The following is a 17,378-nucleotide window of genomic DNA, read 5'->3' as shown; positions in this document are numbered from 1 at the left end:
GTCTACTACCGCCCCTCGGATGTGACCTGCGCCCTGTGGGCCGCCTCACCGCCCCCACCCCCCGAACCCACCCTCCGTAACCGGACGAACCCCCTCAGGTGTGCGTCCCGGGGGCTCAGCAGAGCATGGGCGAACTGGGGTTGGTGCAGGAGTCGCTTCCGGGACCACCGATGTTGTGGTTGGATCCGGATCCGCCATCGAGGACGTCGGTGCCGGGGCCGCCGAGCAGTTGGTCGTTGTCGGCGCCGCCGAGCAGGTGGTCGTCGCCGTTGTCGCCGAGGACGTGGTCGTCCCCGCCGCCACCGTCGATCCGGTCGTTCCCGTTGCCTCCCATCAGCTCGTCCGGCCCGTCTCCACCGCAGATGAGGTCGGGGCCGTTGTGGCCGTTGACGGTGTCGTGGCCGGCTCCCGCGATGATGACGTCGCGCCCCGGGGTGCCGTTGATCTGGTCGTCCCCGGCGGTTCCCGTGATCGTCGCGGGCTCGCCGAAGCAGGTCGGGCCGGCCGCGTTGACGGTCGTCGTCTGCGTGGCGGTGTTGTTTCCGCCGTTCGGGTCGACGGTCGTCGCGGAGGCGGTCACCGAATTGACGGCGGTCCCCGCGCTGTTCGCCGTCGCCGTGATCAGCCGTGTCGCGCTCATGCCGGACGTCAGCGTTCCGATGTCGCACCTGACGACGTCAGGCCCGGAGGACGTCTTCGTGCACCCGCTGCCCGAGACGAAGGTGAACGACGGCGGCAGCGTGTCCGTCAGGACCACCCCGGTCGCCGTTCCCGGACCACCGTTGGTGACCACGACCGTGTACGTCACGTTCTGACCAGCCGTCACCGGGTCCGGACTGTCGGTCTTGGTGACCGAGAGGTCTGCCGTCTGCGGATTGACGACGGTGTCCACGGTCGCGGTGTTGTTGTCCGGGGAGGGGTCGGCCACGGCCCCGGTGATCGTCGCCTCGTTGGTGAAAGTGCCCTCGGCGGTGGCCGTCGCGGCGATGGTCCTGGTCACGCTCGCGCTCGCCCCGGGGTTGAGAGTCCCGATCTGGCACACCACCTCATCGGAGCCGGGCGCCGTCTCCGCGCAGCCCGGGCTGCCGGACGTGAAGGTGAACGAGTCCGGGAGACGGTCCGTGACCGTGACGCCGTACGCCGTGTCCGGGCCGTTGTTCGTGGCCGTGAGCGTGTAGGTCACCTCCTGACCTACCGTCACGGGGCCGTTCTCCGTCTTCGTCACCGCGAGGTCGGCCGTCTCGGCCTCCGTGATCTTGGCGACGAACGCATCGCTGCTCCCGTTGAAGCTGGTATCGGGGCCGACGGTGGTGGGGAAGCCGAGGCCCGTGTCGTTGAGGGTCTGGCCCACCACATAGGCGGCGCCGGACGGGCTCACCGCCACGCCATAGCCGATGTCCAGGCTGAGGCCGCCCACGTAGCCGGCGTAGACGAGAGAGCCGCCCCCGGGGGCGACCTTGGTGACGAACCCGTCGTAGTCGCCGCCGTAGGTGAGGTCGGGACCGACGGTGACGGGGAACGTCGCCTGTGTCGACGTGGTCTGTCCCGTGATGTAGGCGGCGCCCGCGGAGTCCACGGCGACGCCCCGGGGGATGTCCACACCGTTCCCGCCGATGTAGCCGGCGTATCCCAGCGTCGCGCCGCCGGGCTGCACCTTGGCGATGAACGCGTCGTCGGTCAGGCCGCCGGGACCCCCGTTGTGCGTCAGGTCGGGTCCGACGGCGACGGGGAACGTCGTCTCGGTGGAGCGGGTCTGGCCGGTCACATAGGCCGCGCCCGTAGCATCCACGTCGATCCCGAAGCCGAAGTCCGTGCTGTCACCGCCGATGAAGCCCGAGTAGTCGAGCGCGGCACCGGACGGGTTGACCTTGGTGACGAAGGCGTCGCCCCCGCCCCCGGGACCACCGTTGTGGGAGAGGTCGGGCCCCACCGTCACGGGGAACGTGGTCTCGGTGGAGACGGCGTGGCCCGTGAGGTAGGCGGCACCCGCCGAGTCCACGGCGATGCCGTAGGCCTCGTCCTCCTGCTGACCGCCGATGTAGCCGGCGTAGACGAGGGAGTTGCCGTCGGGGTGGACCTTGGCGACGAAGGCGTCCAGGTCCTGGTTGTGCGTCAGGTCGGGTCCGACGGTCTCGGGGAACGTGGCCTGGTTCGAGCTGGTGACTCCGCCCACGTACGCGGCCTTGCTGGAGTCCACGGCGACGCTGCGGCCGCGTTCCAGGCTGTCCCCGCCGATGTAGCCGGCGTATTCCAGGGCGGAGCCACTGGGGTTCACCTTGGCGATGAAGGCGTCGAGTCCACCGTTCGCGGTGGTGTCGAGTGAGCCAGTCACCGGAAAGTCGGTCGACAGCGTTTCCCCCGAAACGTACGCGGCGCCATCGGAGTCGACGGCGATGCCGAGACCCCGGTCGAGGAGGCCTCCGCCGAGATAGCCGCAGTAGACCAGACTCGTGCCGTCCGGTGCGACCTTGGCGACGAAGCCGTCGGTGAAGCTCATCGAGGTGCCGTTGAAGGTGAGGTCGGGGCCCACGGTCTCGGGGAACGTCGGCTCGCTGGACGAGGTCTCTCCCGTCACGTAGGCGGCGCCGGACGAGTCGACCGCGACGGCGAAGGCGATGTCCTGGTTGCCACCCCCGACGAAGCCCGCGTACACGAACGTGGCCGGGTCGATCACCAGCGGGCGCGTGCGGTCGTACGAGCCGACCTCAAAGCCGAAACCGGCCGTGACCGTATCCGTATCCGTGCCCTCGGTCTTGCCCCTACTCGTGGCCTTGGTGAGGCGGAACGCGCTGGACACAGGGTCGGGACGGCCGCCTTCACGACCGGGCTGGTGGCTGACCGGAGCGGAGTCGGTGAAGGCGCGCACACCGGTCGCGACCCGCATCGCTCCTGAACGGTCCAGGGTGACGCCGGACGCGCCGCGCCAGGCCATCCGGATCCGTCCGGGATCTGCGCCCGGGTCCACTCGGAACTCGTACTTGAGGCTGCTGCCCGTCCCCCAGTACGCGAGGTCGATCCCCGGCCAGAGGTCGTGATAGACGAGGCGGCCGTACGTACGCAAGCCGGTCCGCCACTTCGCGGGCGATCCCTTGAAATAGCTCACCCTGCCGGGCGCCGGCGCCTCGGCCACGGGCGCTGTCGGCTTCGCGTCCACGAAGTCGAGCTTGAGGACCCAGCGCTGTCTCTTCTCGGAGTTCTTCGTGTCGGGACCGGTGAGGCCGTACGTCAGGCCCGTCGGACCGAACGACACCGAGGTCTCGGCGCCCTGCAGGTAGTAGTTCACCCCGTCGCCCGCCTGGCCGCGATTCTCGACGAAACGCAGCGGCAGTGCGGTGAACTTCGCTTTGACGTCCCGTTCCTGTGTGGTGTCGGACGGTGCCGCACCCGGCACACGGGCCGCCTGCGCAATCGCCGGCTGGGTAAAGCCCACGCTCTCTATCGCCGGGTTCGCGCTCCCGGCGCCCGCCATGAGCACGCCCAGTACCGCACCGACCACGAGCATCCGCCGCATCGTCCGGCCCGCTTTCCTCTTGTGCCGTACCCCCCTCTTCCTGTCGGACGTGAGCATGCAGCACGAAGCCCGGCCGTCTCCCCATCCCCGCCGGAGCCGACGCGTACAGTCACCGATCGGCCGAGGAGGCGTGCGCTGAGCTTCCCCCGGTGTGCGGGAGGTGCTGGGGCGGCCGTCTCGCGCTCGCGAGACGACCACCACGGCAAGAACTGCCCCGGCCCTCCAGGCCAGAGGACTGATCACCGCCGTTTGCGGCTGGTGACAGCGTTCTTACCGGCACCCCGACTGCCGAGGATCAGGCGTTGGAGAGACTGATCTGGTCGTTGAAGACCACCCACTTCTGCCCCGGGTCGGCGGCGTCGCACGGCTTCGTGGAGAGGTTCGGGGTCCCCCAGGCGTTGGCGAAGCAGTAGGCCGGGGCGAAGGTGAGGGAGATCTGCTGGCCCGACACGCTCCAGTACTGCCCGGGGTCGTTGGGGTTGCACGGCTTCGTCGAGACCTGCGCGGTGTTCCAGGTGTTGGCCAGGCAGTAGCCGCGCGCATTGGCGAGGGAGATCTGGTTGCCCGAGACCGTCCAGTGCTGCCCCTGGTCCGCGGCGTCGCACGGCTTCGACGAGACGCTCGGGGTCCCCCAGGCGTTGGCGAGACAGTACCGACCGGGGGTGCGTGCGACCTGCTGGGCGGCGCTCGCCGCCCCTGCCTCGCCTGCCGGCAGGAGGGAGGCCGCCACAGCGAGCGCGGTGAGGGCCAGGGTCTTGCGGAGGGCGATTCCCATGATGCGGATTCCCATCTATCTCTGTACGGGTCGGACGATTTACGCACGACCAAATCGCGGCGTTATCCGGCTCGAATCCGAGCCCATGGAAATTGATACCAGCCACCACGCACCCCTCAGGAAAATTGTGCAATTCGTTCACCCGAAGCAGGTAGTCCACAGATGATCCGATGATCATTGATCTTGCACATCATGGCGGCGTACGCGTCGAATTGACCCTCGCGCTCCCGCCGAAATATGGCCGAAAAGCGGCTGCCCGCACATTCGGCCGACCGCGACCGCCGCGGCCGGCCCGGGGTCCGGGCCATACCCCGTCTGACCAGGCCAGGTCTCCGACATCGGCCCAGACGACACGTGCACGCAGGGCTCGAATCCGGCGCGCCGCAATCCCTCCCCTCGCGCCGAGCACCCGTGAATTAGACCCCGGAAACGCGACAACCGGACGCGATATTCGAATTGCCGAAACGTTTTGCGCGCACCGCTTCGCCATATCTCACCTCCGCACCGCCAGGTGCGACATCCAGCCGAATGGTCGCGCACGATGAACACGAGCCGGCACTTCGGTGCACGTAGCCGAAAACACGTGACTCGGGCCGCCTCCGCGCGAAGACCTGAAACCGGGCGGGTGGACCGCGGCCGAACGGTCGGCGCGGGACGGCAGCGGCTTCCACGCCGTGCGCTGCACCCGCGGGGCCGACGGCCCGGGGCGGGCAGGGTGCCCACGGCACCCTCGACGTCGTTAGGCAGCACGTGACTTGGCACCTGTTCCCACCTGACCACGGCGCCTTCCTCCAGGCCCGCTGCGGCCTGTGTCTGCGCCCCGGCCCCGCCGCCGCCCTCGACGACTCCCTGGATGCCCTGTACGAAGCGGGGCGGGCGCATCTCGCCGAGGCCCACCCCGGCGCGCGCCTGGACGCGATCGAGGTGACGGCCGGTCGCCCCGAGGGCGGCTGGGACGGCACCGAAGCGCCCCACGCGTGGATGAACAGGTGCTTCCCGTCCCTGTGGTGACGGGGCCGGCGACGCCGGCACCACCCACCGACGCCGGCACCGCCCCCGACGCCGTCCGGCGGCGCGGCACCGCCCCGGTGCCGGCCGCCGCCACGGGGCTACACCCGGCAGGTCGGGTCGTGCGCGGGGAGCCGGCCCGTGCGCAGGTAGGCGTTGACGCGGTCGTCGACGCAGGCGTTGCCGTACTCGCCGTACAGGCCGTGCTGGCGGGCGCCGTCCACGGTGAGCAGCCGGGAGCTCGGCCACTGCGCGCGCACGGCCCGGGCGCCGGCGTAGACGGTGCGGGGGTCGCCGGTGGCGGCGACGAGGAGGGCCGGGACGTCGTTGTCGAGCACCGTCGGCTCCTCGGCGGGGCGGCCCCAGAACTCGCAGGGGGTGATGTTGTCGGCCAGGGGGCCGGCGAGGGGGAACCGCTCGCGGGAGGCCTGGACCGCGCGCCAGTAGCTGCCGACGCCGCGCCGCTCGGCGACGTCGCCGCAGACGATCGCGGTCATCTGGCTGGCGGGGGCCGAGCCCGCCCCGGTCAGCAGGAACTCCAACTGGCCGGCGAGGGCTTCGGACGGCTCGACCGGCTTCCGGTCGGCTGCGGACGCCAGGAGGCGGACGGTCCCGGCGAGGTCGGCGCGCCGCCCGTCGAGGTCGCTGCCGAGGCCGCCGACGAGGACGGCGGGCAGGACGTGCTCGTCCAGCAGGTACGGCGTCCCCGTCCCGATCCGCAGCGGCTCGTGCGCGGCGGCGTCGAGGATGCGCGCCACGGTGCCCAGGACCTCGGCGCGCGTGGCGCCCAGCCCGTAGGTGCCGTGCCGTGCGGCGGCCCACGACGCCCATGCGCGCAGGGCCGCCTCGTTGGCCGCCCGGGCGCTGTGGAGCAGGGTCTGCTCGTAGAGCTGCGGGGAGTTGACGCCGTCGAGCACCATGCGGTCGGTACGGCCGGGGAAGAGCTGCGTGTAGACCTCGCCGAGGTAGCTGCCGTAGGAGTAGCCGAGGTAGGACAGGGTGTCCGCCCCGAGGGCGGCGCGGACGACGTCCATGTCGCGGGCGGTGTTGCGGGTGGTGACGTACGGCAGCACGTCGCCGTGGGCGCGTTCGCACCGCCGGGCCAGGTCGCGCGCGACGGCGACCTCCCGGAGGTACGCCGCCCGGTCGGTGCCCGCGGAGCGCAGCGGGGCCGAGCCGAGGTCCCATCCGCAGTCCAGCGGGGTGCTCCGGCCGACGAAGCGCGGGTCCATGCCGATGAGGTCGTAGCGGCCGGCGACGTCCCCCATCACCGTCGACTTGGTCAGGGGCATGTGGAGGCTGGGCCCGGCCGGTCCCCCGTCGTTCAGCAGCAGCGGGCCGACGCGGTGGTCGGTGTCGGTGGCCTTCAGGCGGGATACGGCGACGGTGATCGTACGACCGCGGGGGGCGGCGTAGTCGAGGGGCACGGTGATGTCGGCGCAGTCGGCGCCGGCGGCGTCCAGTGCCCGGCCGAGCGTGTCGTCGGCGCCGAGGGCACACGCGTGCCAGTCCACGCGCTGGTGGTGGAAGCGGGCTAACGGGTCCGGGGCGGCAGCGGCGGTCGTGGTGATGCCGGCGGTGGTCGTCGTGGTGGCGGCGGCGGCGAGCAGCGCCATGCACGCCGCGAAGGCCTTGGAACGTCGGGAGGTTGGCATGCCCGCACCCTAGGAGCGATGGACACCTCCGGGCACTCCGGGAAAACCCGGAAACCGGGTGGGGTTGTCCCCGAGACGGGACGAGGCGGGGCTCGGGGTCCGCGCCGCCCGCGCCGGGACCGACGTGGAGGAAGAGGCGCGTGCGAAGTGGGGCTGCGGGCGGGCCTGTCGGTGGGGGCTGGCAGCATGTCCGCATGACTCGCGACGATCTTGACACACTGTTCGCCTCCCCCGCGGCTCTGCTCGCGGCCGGCCCGGACGGGCTGGGGGACCTGCCGGCCACCGGCGGCGGGCCGGGTCGCGAGGCCCATGCCCAGGCCGTCGCGATCCTCGACGGGGCCGAGGTCCCGCGGGCGGAGTTCGCCTCGTGGCTGCACTTCGCCGCGAAGGTACTGGGCCACGACGCCTACGCCGACCGGGTCGCCGAAGCCGAGCCCGGCATGCCGTGGCGGACCGTGTGGGCCTGGTGGCGGCCGATCGGCGCGTACCGGGCCGAGCCGAACCTGAGCGGGGACGCCGGCGTCGCGGTCCACGAGGGGCCGGACGGGCGTCTCCTGCTGAGGCTGTGGTCCCAGTGGACCCCGGAGCGCTGGCTCGATCCGGCCACCGGCGAACGGCTTCCCGCGCCCGCCGCGGGCGAGTGCACCGAGCGGCCGTACGACGCCCCCGTCGAGGGGCCGGTCCTCTTCGACCCGGACGAGGACCACGGCCTCTACCAGCCCGGGACCTGGGAGGAGCCCGCTCCGCTCGGCGGCGGCCGCGTGATGTTCTTCGATCCGCGTGGCGTCGTGGTCCTGGAGCGCAACGGCGCGGCGGCCGACGGGCGGGCGGGCTCCGAGGCCGTCTCCTGGGGCGAGGGCGCCCCGTGGTTCGCGGGGCCGACGGCGGCCGAGGCGCCCCTCGACGCGGCCCGCCTGGTGACGGCGTTCGGCGCGGACGGTACGGTGCTGCTGACGCAGGATCAGCTTCCCGCCGCGCTGGTCCACGAGCCCACCCGGGAGCTGGCGGTGACGGCGGGGCTGCCGACGTGGTTCGCCGCCGGAGTCGCCTCGTTCGGGCTGGCCTGGGCCGACGGGACGGCCCACGGGCTCGAGCCGGACGAGCACGGCCTGCTGCACCTGGGCACCTTCGACCTCCGGTACGCCGACACCGGGCGGGTGCTCGTCCACCCCGTGACGGGCGCGGTGTCGATGGTCCGCAACGGTACGGGGCCGTTCCCCTTCGCCCGGGACACCGAGACCTTCGTGCGACTGCTGGAGGCCGTGTACCGGTACATGGGCGCCTGCTGGGACGCGTACCCGGGTGAGGACGGCCAGCGGGACTTCCTGCGCGAGGTCGCCGCCCTCGAACCGCTCGCGGTGGACGAGGACGCGCCCCCGGGGGACGTGTGGGGGCACCTGTTCGCGGCCATCCTCGAGCTCAGCCCGTGGGGCTACTGACACCGGACGCCCCGCCCGCACCCCCAGTTCGTCGTCGCTGAAGCCGGCGCAGGCGGCGTCCGTACCGAAGGCCAGGGGGCGGAAGCAGACGCGGGCCACCCGGCGGGCCCGCTCCTCGTGGTGGAGGTGGACCACGCGGCGGTCGTCGGCCGCCCGGACACGGGATGACAACCCCGCTCTCTTGCAGCGCATCAAGGACGCCCGACAGCTCGTGACCGTGCTGAGGGCCTGCATCGACTCGAACGTCGAACTGCTCTTTGGATGACCTTGAGGAGAAGCCGGACTGCCGGCCGGGGACCCGGGATGGCTCCTCCACCACGTCGGCCCGCCGTCGTGTGAGGCAGAGCAGAGCCTGGGTGTCTCTCGTCCGGCCCATTCGGGCATGCGGCTGGCGCCGGAGTCAATAACGCTGGCTGAGAACCCATGACAGGCCCGTCTCCCGGTGGTCGATCGCGAACGAGGACGGCTCACGGCTGTGGGCGGTCCTCGCCCTGGCAGAGCGGGCGGCTCGTTGCGCGGATAGGCGGAGGAGGAGGAATGACACCTCTGGCTCGGATTCCGTTGGGCGGCGGTGGCTCTCTCCTGATCGAGGCCCCGGCCGGGTTGGAGGGTCCGGTGAAGGCCGGACGCATCGGCGATGCCATTCACGATCTGCCGGAGAGCCTGCAAGAGGCTCTGGAGCCGGTGACGGAGGCTGCCCGCATCACGCTCGAGCAGCTACGCAAGGCTCGCCCCGACGAGATCACGGTCGGGTTCGGTGTCGACCTCGCGGTCGAGGCCGGCGCCGTGATCACCAAGACCGGCGCCCATTGCCACTTGAACGTGACCATGGCGTGGAAGCGGAATGGTCCCCGCCATTCCCCCGCGGACGAGGCTCGGGGCTGATCGGGTGTTCGGCAACGAGCGACGGCCCGACAGCGACCCCGCTTCGGGACTGCCCCCTGCCGTGGCGCAGATCGTCGGCCCGGACGGGCGGGTGGCCGGCGTGGGGTTCCTGGTCGCCGAAGGCGTCCTCTTCACCTGTGCGCACGTCGCCCTGGCCGCGGGAAGCGGCCCGGGCGAGCAAGTGCGACTGGTCTTCCCGCACGCCCCGGGCGCACCCCGAGCCGAGGGAGAGGTCCTGGACGAGGCCTGGCGGGCCCCCGAGCGCGAAGACGTGGCCGTCGTACGCCTGCGCAGTACACCGGCAGGTGTGGAGGCCCTACCACTGGGCTCCGCGGCAGGCTGCCGGGGGCACAAGATCCGCTCGTACGGGTTCCCCGCCCAGGCCCCTCAGGAGGGCCACTACGGCTACGGCGAGGCCGGCGACCTGCTGCCGGCTGGCGAACCCAGAGGCCCGGTCTTGCAACTGACCAAGGCCAACGACCTCACCACCGGCTTCAGCGGCGGACCGGTCCTCGACGAGGTCACCGGCCTGGTCATCGGCATGCTCACCGCGATCACGGCCCCCGATACGTACACACGAGGGCAGGGCATCGCCTACGTCACCCCCACACAGGTACTGCGGGAGGTCTGGCCGGACCTGGTCGAGCGGGACGTGTGTCCCTACCGGGGACTGGAGCCGTTCACGGCGGAGCATGCCCAGTGGTTTCAAGGCCGGGAGGACGCAGTACGGCAGGTACTGGCGAACCTGGCCCGGCAGCAGCGCCTGGTGCTCCTGCTCGGCCCCTCCGGTTCGGGCAAGTCGTCCTTGGTCCAGGCCGGTGTCCTGCGGGCGCTGGCCGCGGGTGCACTGCCCGGCAGCGACCGCTGGCTGCCCGTCCTCGCCCGACCGAGGCGGGACCTGCCGGCTGAACTCGAACGCGCCGGGCTGCCCGGGGCCGCCACCGACGGGCTCGCCGCGGCCGTCACCCGCCGATTGGCAACCGAACCCGGGGCTCAGCGTGTCGTGCTGATCATCGACCAGTTCGAAGAGCTCCTCGCCCAGCCGGTCAACGGCGACCGGCAGGACCGCCGACTGGCCGGCGCGGAGGAGATCACGGCGGCGGTCCACTCGTCCGCCGAGCTCAGCATCATCCTGATCATGCGTGACGACTTCTACCCCCGGCTTGCTGCCCTCGCTCCCCAGCTGCTGGAAGCCGCGATGCCCGGGCTGCTCAACGTACCGGCCACCCTCAGCCGGCAGGACCTGCACGACATCGTCACCCTGCCCGCGCAGGACGTGGGGATCCACTTGCGGCCGGATCTGCCCGAGCGGATCGTCACCGACGTCCTCGCCGCGACACCCGAGGGGACCGCGGCCCAGCACGCACCCACCACCGTGCTGCCCCTGCTCGAGCTGACCCTCAGCCAGCTGTGGGAGCGGCGCGAGGACGGCTACCTCACCCATGAGGCGTACCGGCGCATCGGCGGAGTTACGGGTAGCCTGACCACGTGGTGCGACACCGCAGTCAACCAGCTGCCTCCCGATCACCAGCCCATCGCGCAGCAGATCCTGACCTCCCTAGTGCGACCGGCCGACCCCGCCCATAACGTTCCCCCCATCCGCGCACAGATCCCGCTCGACGAACTGCGCGACCTGGCGGCGAGCCCCGAGGACGGCCCCGGCAGCGGCAAGGCCGTCGACGACGTCATCACCGCCCTCACGCGCCATCGCATCATCACCACCCAGACGTTCCGTTCCCTCCAAGACCCTGACGCCCCTCCCGGGCCGCCGGTGGCCGAGCTGATCCATGACGCGCTCATCCGCGACTGGGGCACGCTGCGGGACTGGGTCAGCCAGGACCACCGCTTCCAGGAATGGCTCGACCGCACCCGCGAACGGAATGCCCGCTGGGCCGAGAAGGCCGACCCGGGAGACCTGCTCGGGGGAACGGCACTGGCCGATGGCCTCGACTGGTCGCAGAAGCGCCGCCTCCCAGGGGACATCGCTGCCTTCCTCACTGCCAGCAAGAACCGCCAACAGGCCGTCATCCGGCGCAGCAGACGCCTCAACACGGTCCTGGCCGGCTTGCTGGTCCTCGCCCTCATCGCCGCAGGCGGCGCCGTGTGGCAGTGGCGCGTGGCAGCCACCGGACGGCAGGCCGCACTGTCCCGCCAGCTCGCTGCCCAGTCCAACACGCTGCTTGGCACAAACCCCGAACTCGCCTCCCTGCTGGCAGTCCAGGCATACCGCGCCAGCCCCACTCCGGAGTCCGTCGCGAGCCTGCGAACCGCCGCCGCCCTCCCACTTCATCGGCGCTTGACCGGCCACACCGCAGAAGTGAGCTCGGTGGCGTTCAGCCCCGACGGACAAACGGTGGCCAGCGGCAGCTACGACACCACCGTACGACTGCGAGATATGGGCACCGGTAAGGTCCGCGCCACTCTCAATAGCATCGACGAGGTGGCTGCGGTGCGGTTCAGCCCCGACGGCAGCACCCTCGCCGTCGGCGGCGGCGGCGGTGCCGTGCGGCTGTGGAATGCCGCCACCGGCAAGATGCGTACCATTCTGTCCGGACATACCAGCGAGGTGCAGTCTGTGGCGTTCAGTCCCGACAGTCGCACCATCGCCACCGCCAGCTCTGATACGACCGTGCGGCTGTGGGATGCGGTCACCGGCAAGCAGCGGACCGTCCTGGAGGGCCACAGCGGTGTGGTGTTCTCCGTGGCGTTCAGTCCCGACGGCCGCACCCTCGCCACCGCCAGCGGCGACACGAGCGCACGGCTGTGGGACGTGGCCACCGGCAAGACCCGTACAACGCTCCAGGGCCACACCAGCGAGGTGTATTCGGTGGCCTTCAGCCCGGACGGCCGCACCCTCGCCACCGGAGGCCTAGATTTCACCGTGCGGCTGTGGGACGTGGCCACCGGCAAGACCCGTACAACGCTCCAGGGCCACGCCGGCGAGGTGTATTCGGTGGCCTTCAGCCCGGACGGCCGCGCCCTCGCCACCGCCCACGATCAGAAGTCAGTGATGCTGTGGGACGTGGCCAGCGGCGCCATCAGGACGGTCCTGTCCGGGCACACCGACCAGGTGTTTTCTTTGGCGTACAGCCCTGACGGCCATACTTTGGCCACCGGCAGCGCCGACAAAACCGTGCGGCTGTGGGACGTGGCCGGCAAGACCACCGGAACGGCATTGGTCGGACACACTGCCGAGCTGTATTCGATTGCATTCAGCCCGGATGGCCACACCGTCGCCACCGCCAGCTTCGACCGCACAGCACGACTGTGGGACGTGGGCAGCGGCAAGGTGCGTGCAACCCTGGCCGGGCATGGCCGCGAGGTCCTTTCGGTGGCCTTCAGCCCTGACGGCCGGACCCTCGCCACCGGAGGCCTAGACAGCACCGTGCGGTTGTGGGACACAGCCACCGGCAAGACCCGCAAGACCCTCCAGGGCCACGCCGGCGATGTGTATTCAGTCGCGTTCAGCCCTGACGGCCGCACCCTCGCCACCAGCAGTCGCGATTACGCCGTACGGCTGTGGGATGTGAGCACTGGCAAGACCCGCACCATCCTGGAGGGGCACACCGGCCCGGTATCCTCCGTGGCGTTCAGCCCTGACGGCCGCACTCTCGCCACCGGCAGCACCGACTACTCTGCACGGCTGTGGGACGTGGCCAGCGGCAAAACCCGCACCACCCTCATCGGGCACACCGACGAGGTGTACTCCGTGGCGTTCAGCCCCGACGGCCGCACTCTCGCCACCGGCAGCACCGACTACTCTGCACGGCTGTGGGACGTGGCCAGCGGCAAAACCCGCACCACCCTCATCGGGCACACCCACGAGATCGTTTCGGTGGCATTCAGTCCCGCCGGCCGCACTCTCGCCACCGGCAGCACCGACTACTCTGCACGGCTGTGGGACGTGGCCAGTGGCAAAACACTCACCACCCTCAACGGGCACACCGACTCGGTAACCTCCGTGGCGTTCAGCCCCGACGGCCGCACCCTTGCCACAGCAAGCAGCGACAAGACCGCGCGGCTGTGGGATGTCGGCGGCGCCCTCCCTCAGCCCGCCACGGCGATCGAGAAGGTCTGCCGGGCCGTAGCCCGCGACCTCACTCCAGCGGAGCGGACGGCCTATATGCCTGGCCGATCCCCCAGCCCTGCGTGCCCCGAAGGCTCAGGGGAAGCTTGGCGGGCTTAGCGTTGTTCTTTCGACGGGAACTACCGGGGCCCCGTGTACAAGAGCCTGGCCGAGTCACAGACGACGATGAGAAGAGACCGCATGGCGAAGGACACCAGCAGACGGCGGGTCGCGACCGCACCGTCATCGTGCCGGTCGCCCTCGGCATCATCCTGCTGACCCTGCTCGCGCTGCTCCGGTCCGTGCTGGTGCCGGTCCTGCTGGGGCGACGGTCGCGCTGAACTTCCTGGCGACGCTCGGCGTGTCCGCGCTGGTCTTCGAGCAGCTGCTGGGCTTCGGCGGCACCGACGCGTCGGTGCCGCTGCACGGGTTCGTGTTCCTCGTGGCGCTGGGCGTGGACTACAACATCGTCCTGATGTCGCGGGTGCGCGAGGAGTCCCTGGTCCACGGCACCCGCGAGGGCGTGCTGCGCGGACTGGTCACGACGGGAGGGGTGATCACCTCCGCCGGGGTGGTGCTCGCGGCGACGTTCGCCGCACTGATGGTGATCCCGTTGGCCTTCCTCGTGCAGATCGCGTTCATCGTGGCGTTCGGCGTCCTGATGGACACGGTTGTCGTGCGGTCGCTGCTGGTGCCGGCGCTGGTCATCGACATCGGCCCGCGCGCCTGGTGGTCCAGCGCCCTCGCCCGGCCCGCACCGTCGACGCGGTCCTGACGTCGAACGGCCGCCACCTGTAGGGACCGGGGCCGTGCCTCGGGCTCCCGGCGGGCGGCACCCGCCCGCCGGGTTGACCCTCCCCCTACGTCAGGCTCGAGGCTGTGAGCGAACGAAAGGGCAGGTCCATGGGCTACACCGTCGGTCAGGTCTCGGCTTTCGCCGGGGTGACCGTGCGCACGCTCCACCACTACGACCGGACGGGGCTCCTCTCGCCCGGCGACCGCAGCCGGGCCGGGTACCGCCGCTACGACGACGCCGACCTCGCGCGGCTCCAGCAGATCCTCTTCTACCGCGAACTGGGCTTCGCCCTCGACGAGATCGCCGAGATACTCGCAGACCCGCAGGCGAACGCGCTGGAGCACCTCAAGGCCCGGCAGCGGCGGCTGGCCGAGGAGATCGCCCGGCTGCAGCGGCTGGCCGAGGTGGCCGAGCGGGCGGTCGAGGTCCAGCGGACCGGGGTGTCCCTCACGCCCGAGGAGCGGTTCGAGGTCTTCGGCGAGATCGTCTTCGACCTCAGCTACGCCACCGAGGCGCAGCTGAAGTGGCAGGACTCCGAGGGGCACCGGCGGGCGATGGCCCGGGCCGCCGCCCACACCAAGGAGGACTGGCGACGGCTGATGGGTGAGGCGGCCGGCTGGCGGGCGGAGCTGCTCGCCGCCTTCGAGGACGGCGAACCGGCCGACGGCGAACGGGCGATGGACGTCGCCGAGGCCCACCGGCTGCACGTGTCCCGCTGGTTCACACCGTGCCCGCCGGACATGCACCGGCGCGTCGCCGCCGACTTCGCCGCCGACCCGCGCGCCTTCGCCCTCGTGGTGCCGCCCTCGCAGCAGCGTCCGGGGCTGGCCGCCTACCTGCAGGAGGCGGTCCGCGCGAACGCGTCGCGGCGCGCCGGTGACCTGCCCGCACCCACCGCATCACACGTGAGGAAGACCGATGAGGATCCTGATCGCCACGGCGGGCTCGCGAGGTGACGTCGCGCCCTACACCGGGCTGGGCGTCGCACTCCGCCGGGCCGGGCACGAGGTCGCGCTGGCCGCCACGGAGGGCTTCGGGCCCCTGGCCGCCGAGGCCGGGCTGGAGTTCCGTCCGCTGCCGGCGGACCACCGCCGGCACGGGGGCGTCCGGGGGAAGCGCGAACTGGTGCGGGCCGCCGCCTCGTTCGTCACCGAACTGGGCGAGGGGTTCGCCGACGCGGTGGACGGGGGCACCGACCTGCTCCTGCTGTCGGCCACCACCGCACCGCTCGGCTGGCACGTCGCGGAGGCCACCGGGACGCCGAGCCTCGGCGTGTACCTCCAGCCCACCGCCCCGACGGGCGACTTCCCGCCCCCCGTGACGGGAACGCGGTCGCTGGGCCGGTTCGGCAACCGCGCGGCCGGGCGGTTCGCCCTGCGCATGGCCGACCGGGTCTTCGAGCCGGCGGTGGCGCGGCTGCGGGCCCGCCTGGAGCTGCCGGCGCTGACCGCGGCACGCATGCGCCGGCGCCGGGACGAGTCCGGGTGGCCCGTCCTGCACGGCTTCAGTACGGCGCTGGTGCCGCGGCCGTCCGACTGGGCGGCCGGCCTGTCGGTGGCCGGGCCCTGGTGGCCGTACGCGGGTGGGGACCGGCGGCTGCCCGCGGAGCTGGAGGACTTCCTGGCGGCCGGGCCGCCGCCGGTGCTCGTCGGCTTCGGCAGCATGGCCGCCGGAGAGGGCGGGCGCGTCAGTGGGATCGCCGTGCGCGCACTGCGGCGGGCGGGCCTGCGCGGCGTCCTGCAGTCGGGCAGCGCCGGGCTCGCGGCCGACGGGTACGAGGGGGACGACGTCATGACCGTCGGCGATGTCCCGCACGCGCTGCTGTTCCCGCGGCTGGCCGCCGTCGTCCACCACGCCGGGGCCGGCACCACGGCGGCGGCGCTGCGCGCGGGGGTGCCGTCCGTCGCCGTGCCCGTGGCGGCCGACCAGCCGTTCTGGGCCAGGCGGCTCGCCGCGGTGGGGGCGGCCCCGGCCCCGATCCCGTTCCGCTCGCTGACTGCCGAGGGGCTCGGGGACGCGCTCGCGCGGGTGGTGCGGGAGCCGTCGTACGCGGCGGCGGCCAGGGCCGCGGCGCGCCACATGGCGGCGGAGGACGGGGCGGGCGCCGTCGTGGCGGCCGTAGCGCGGCTGGCCGGCTGACGGCCGCGGGCGGGCACCGGGCAGCGGCGGACCGGCGGCGGCCTCGTCAACCGGCGCCGGGTGGCGGCGCCGGTCAGCCGGCGGCCGCGGCCGTCCCGGTCAGCCGGCGGCAGGTGGTCGTCCCGGTCAGCGGGCGGCCGGTGGTCGTCCCGGTCAGCGGGCGGCAGGTGGTCGTCCCGGTCAGCGGGCGGCAGGTGGCGGTCCCGGTCAGCGGGCGGCCGGTGGTGGCGGGTGCATCGCCCAGCGGATGGTGGCGGTGACCGCCGCACCGGCGGGACGTACGCACCACCGCTCGGTCCTCGGCAGCAGCGGCAGGCCCAGCGGCTCCCTGGCCCAGGGCGGCAGCAGGGCCACCGCGGCCGCGGCCAGCAGCGCGTACGGCGGCCGCGCCGGCCACGGCAGCGGTGGGTGGAGCAGGAGGAAGCGGGCCGCCGCCCGGGCCTCCTCGGTACCGCGGAGCTCCGGTCGGAAGGCCTCGATGCGCTCCGTCAGCTCGGCGACCGTGCCCGGCGGACCGGTCACGCCCAGGGCGCGGGCGACGCGGGCGGCGCCCGCGACGTAGGCGTCGCGTTCGGCCGCGTCCAGCTGCCCGGCGCCGTACTGCTGGTAGGCCCGCAGGAAGCTGTCGACCTCGGCGATGTGCACCCATTCGAGGAGGTGCGGGTCGCCGGCCCGGTACGGCTCCCCGTCCGGGGTGCGGCCGCGGACGCGCTCGTGGACCGCCCGTACCCGGTCCACCGCCCGCTGGGCGTCGGCGGCGGTGCCGTAGGTGGTGAAGGCGAGGAAGGTGCTGGTGCGCTGGAGGCGGCCCCAGGGGTCCCCCCGGTAGCCGGAGTGGGCCGCGACCGCCGCCATGGCCCGCGGGTGCAGGGACTGCAGCAGCAGGGCGCTCAGGCCGCCGACGAACATCGAGGCGTCCCCGTGCACGCGGCGGATCGGCTCGTCGGGGGCGAACCACCGGGGGCCCGGGGCGCCGTGGATCCTGGCCCGGTTCTGCGGGCCGGACGGGCCGGCGACGCGCTGGAAGAGGGCGTCGCCGAGGCGGTCGCGGGCCCGCGGCGACACCAGCCGGCTCAGCGCCTCCGACCGGTTCACCGTTCAAGT

General features: G+C 72.4%; 10 protein-coding genes and 1 pseudogene. 7 read left to right on the top strand and 4 right to left on the bottom strand.

Features of this window, described 5'->3' with window-relative positions; translation table 11 throughout:
• Positions 1–115 precede the first annotated feature (115 nt).
• Together IF43_RS0129970 and IF43_RS37095 are read right to left on the bottom strand one after the other, a co-directional pair.
• Positions 116–3,502 carry a DUF11 domain-containing protein gene (locus IF43_RS0129970; protein WP_158939559.1) on the bottom strand — a complete coding sequence of 1,129 codons (3,387 nt, stop codon included), beginning with the start codon at positions 3,500–3,502 and terminating at the stop codon, positions 116–118.
• A gap of 304 nt (positions 3,503–3,806) precedes the next feature.
• Entirely contained in the window at positions 3,807–4,286 is a 480-nt protein-coding gene (locus tag IF43_RS37095) for a ricin-type beta-trefoil lectin domain protein (RefSeq protein ID WP_037890654.1), read from the bottom strand.
• A gap of 750 nt (positions 4,287–5,036) precedes the next feature.
• Between IF43_RS37095 and IF43_RS37090 the strand changes: the two genes are divergently transcribed.
• On the top strand, positions 5,037–5,297 hold the full coding sequence (locus IF43_RS37090) for a hypothetical protein (protein WP_037890651.1): 261 nt from the start codon (positions 5,037–5,039) through the stop codon (positions 5,295–5,297).
• 98 nt (positions 5,298–5,395) lie between these two features.
• Here the strand turns inward: IF43_RS37090 and IF43_RS0129955 are convergent, their stop codons facing one another.
• Positions 5,396–6,949 (bottom strand): alpha/beta hydrolase, encoded by a 1,554-nt coding sequence (locus tag IF43_RS0129955; protein ID WP_030207882.1) that lies wholly within the window; start codon positions 6,947–6,949, stop codon positions 5,396–5,398.
• Between the two features lie 194 nt (positions 6,950–7,143).
• On the opposite strand from IF43_RS0129955, the gene IF43_RS0129950 reads away from it, so the two are divergent.
• From IF43_RS0129950 to IF43_RS0129920, 6 genes and pseudogenes are all read left to right on the top strand, one after another.
• On the top strand, positions 7,144–8,388 hold the full coding sequence (locus tag IF43_RS0129950) for an SUKH-4 family immunity protein (RefSeq protein ID WP_030207880.1): 1,245 nt from the start codon (positions 7,144–7,146) through the stop codon (positions 8,386–8,388).
• 537 nt (positions 8,389–8,925) lie between these two features.
• Complete coding sequence (locus IF43_RS0129945; protein ID WP_030207878.1) at positions 8,926–9,273, top strand: CU044_2847 family protein; 348 nt, start codon at positions 8,926–8,928, stop codon at positions 9,271–9,273.
• 61 nt (positions 9,274–9,334) lie between these two features.
• A complete protein-coding gene (locus IF43_RS0129940) occupies positions 9,335–13,459 on the top strand; it encodes a trypsin-like peptidase domain-containing protein (protein ID WP_051796430.1) in 4,125 nt (1,374 codons plus the stop codon).
• Positions 13,460–13,554: 95 nt separating this feature from the next.
• A pseudogene (locus IF43_RS0129930) lies at positions 13,555–14,114 on the top strand (MMPL family transporter); the annotation flags it as partial.
• 128 nt (positions 14,115–14,242) lie between these two features.
• Complete coding sequence (locus tag IF43_RS0129925; RefSeq protein WP_078910565.1) at positions 14,243–15,091, top strand: MerR family transcriptional regulator; 849 nt, start codon at positions 14,243–14,245, stop codon at positions 15,089–15,091.
• Entirely contained in the window at positions 15,054–16,274 is a 1,221-nt protein-coding gene (locus tag IF43_RS0129920) for a glycosyltransferase (RefSeq protein WP_030207867.1), read from the top strand. Before IF43_RS0129925 ends, IF43_RS0129920 begins: the two co-directional genes overlap by 38 nt.
• 207 nt (positions 16,275–16,481) lie before the next feature.
• Here the strand turns inward: IF43_RS0129920 and IF43_RS0129915 are convergent, their stop codons facing one another.
• A complete protein-coding gene (locus tag IF43_RS0129915; RefSeq protein WP_234332585.1) occupies positions 16,482–17,369 on the bottom strand; it encodes an oxygenase MpaB family protein in 888 nt (295 codons plus the stop codon).
• Positions 17,370–17,378: the final 9 nt, after the last annotated feature.

The organism is Streptomyces sp. NRRL S-87, assembly GCF_000719335.1.
GTDB lineage: Bacteria > Actinomycetota > Actinomycetes > Streptomycetales > Streptomycetaceae > Streptomyces.
The sequence above is the reverse complement of the archived record's forward strand: the minus strand, read 5'-3'. Positions and strand labels throughout refer to the sequence as shown.

Bases quoted from the DNA above. Each gene is read 5' to 3' on its own strand.
- IF43_RS0129950 (WP_030207880.1), top strand. From the start codon at position 7,144: ATGACTCGCGACGATCTTGACACACTGTTCGCCTCCCCCGCGGCTCTG.
- IF43_RS0129970 (WP_158939559.1), bottom strand. From the start codon at position 3,502: ATGCTCGTGGTCGGTGCGGTACTGGGCGTGCTCATGGCGGGCGCCGGG.
- IF43_RS37095 (WP_037890654.1), bottom strand. From the start codon at position 4,286: ATGGGAATCGCCCTCCGCAAGACCCTGGCCCTCACCGCGCTCGCTGTG.
- IF43_RS0129925 (WP_078910565.1), top strand. From the start codon at position 14,243: ATGGGCTACACCGTCGGTCAGGTCTCGGCTTTCGCCGGGGTGACCGTG.
- IF43_RS0129955 (WP_030207882.1), bottom strand. From the start codon at position 6,949: ATGCCAACCTCCCGACGTTCCAAGGCCTTCGCGGCGTGCATGGCGCTG.
- IF43_RS0129920 (WP_030207867.1), top strand. From the start codon at position 15,054: ATGAGGATCCTGATCGCCACGGCGGGCTCGCGAGGTGACGTCGCGCCC.
- IF43_RS0129945 (WP_030207878.1), top strand. From the start codon at position 8,926: ATGACACCTCTGGCTCGGATTCCGTTGGGCGGCGGTGGCTCTCTCCTG.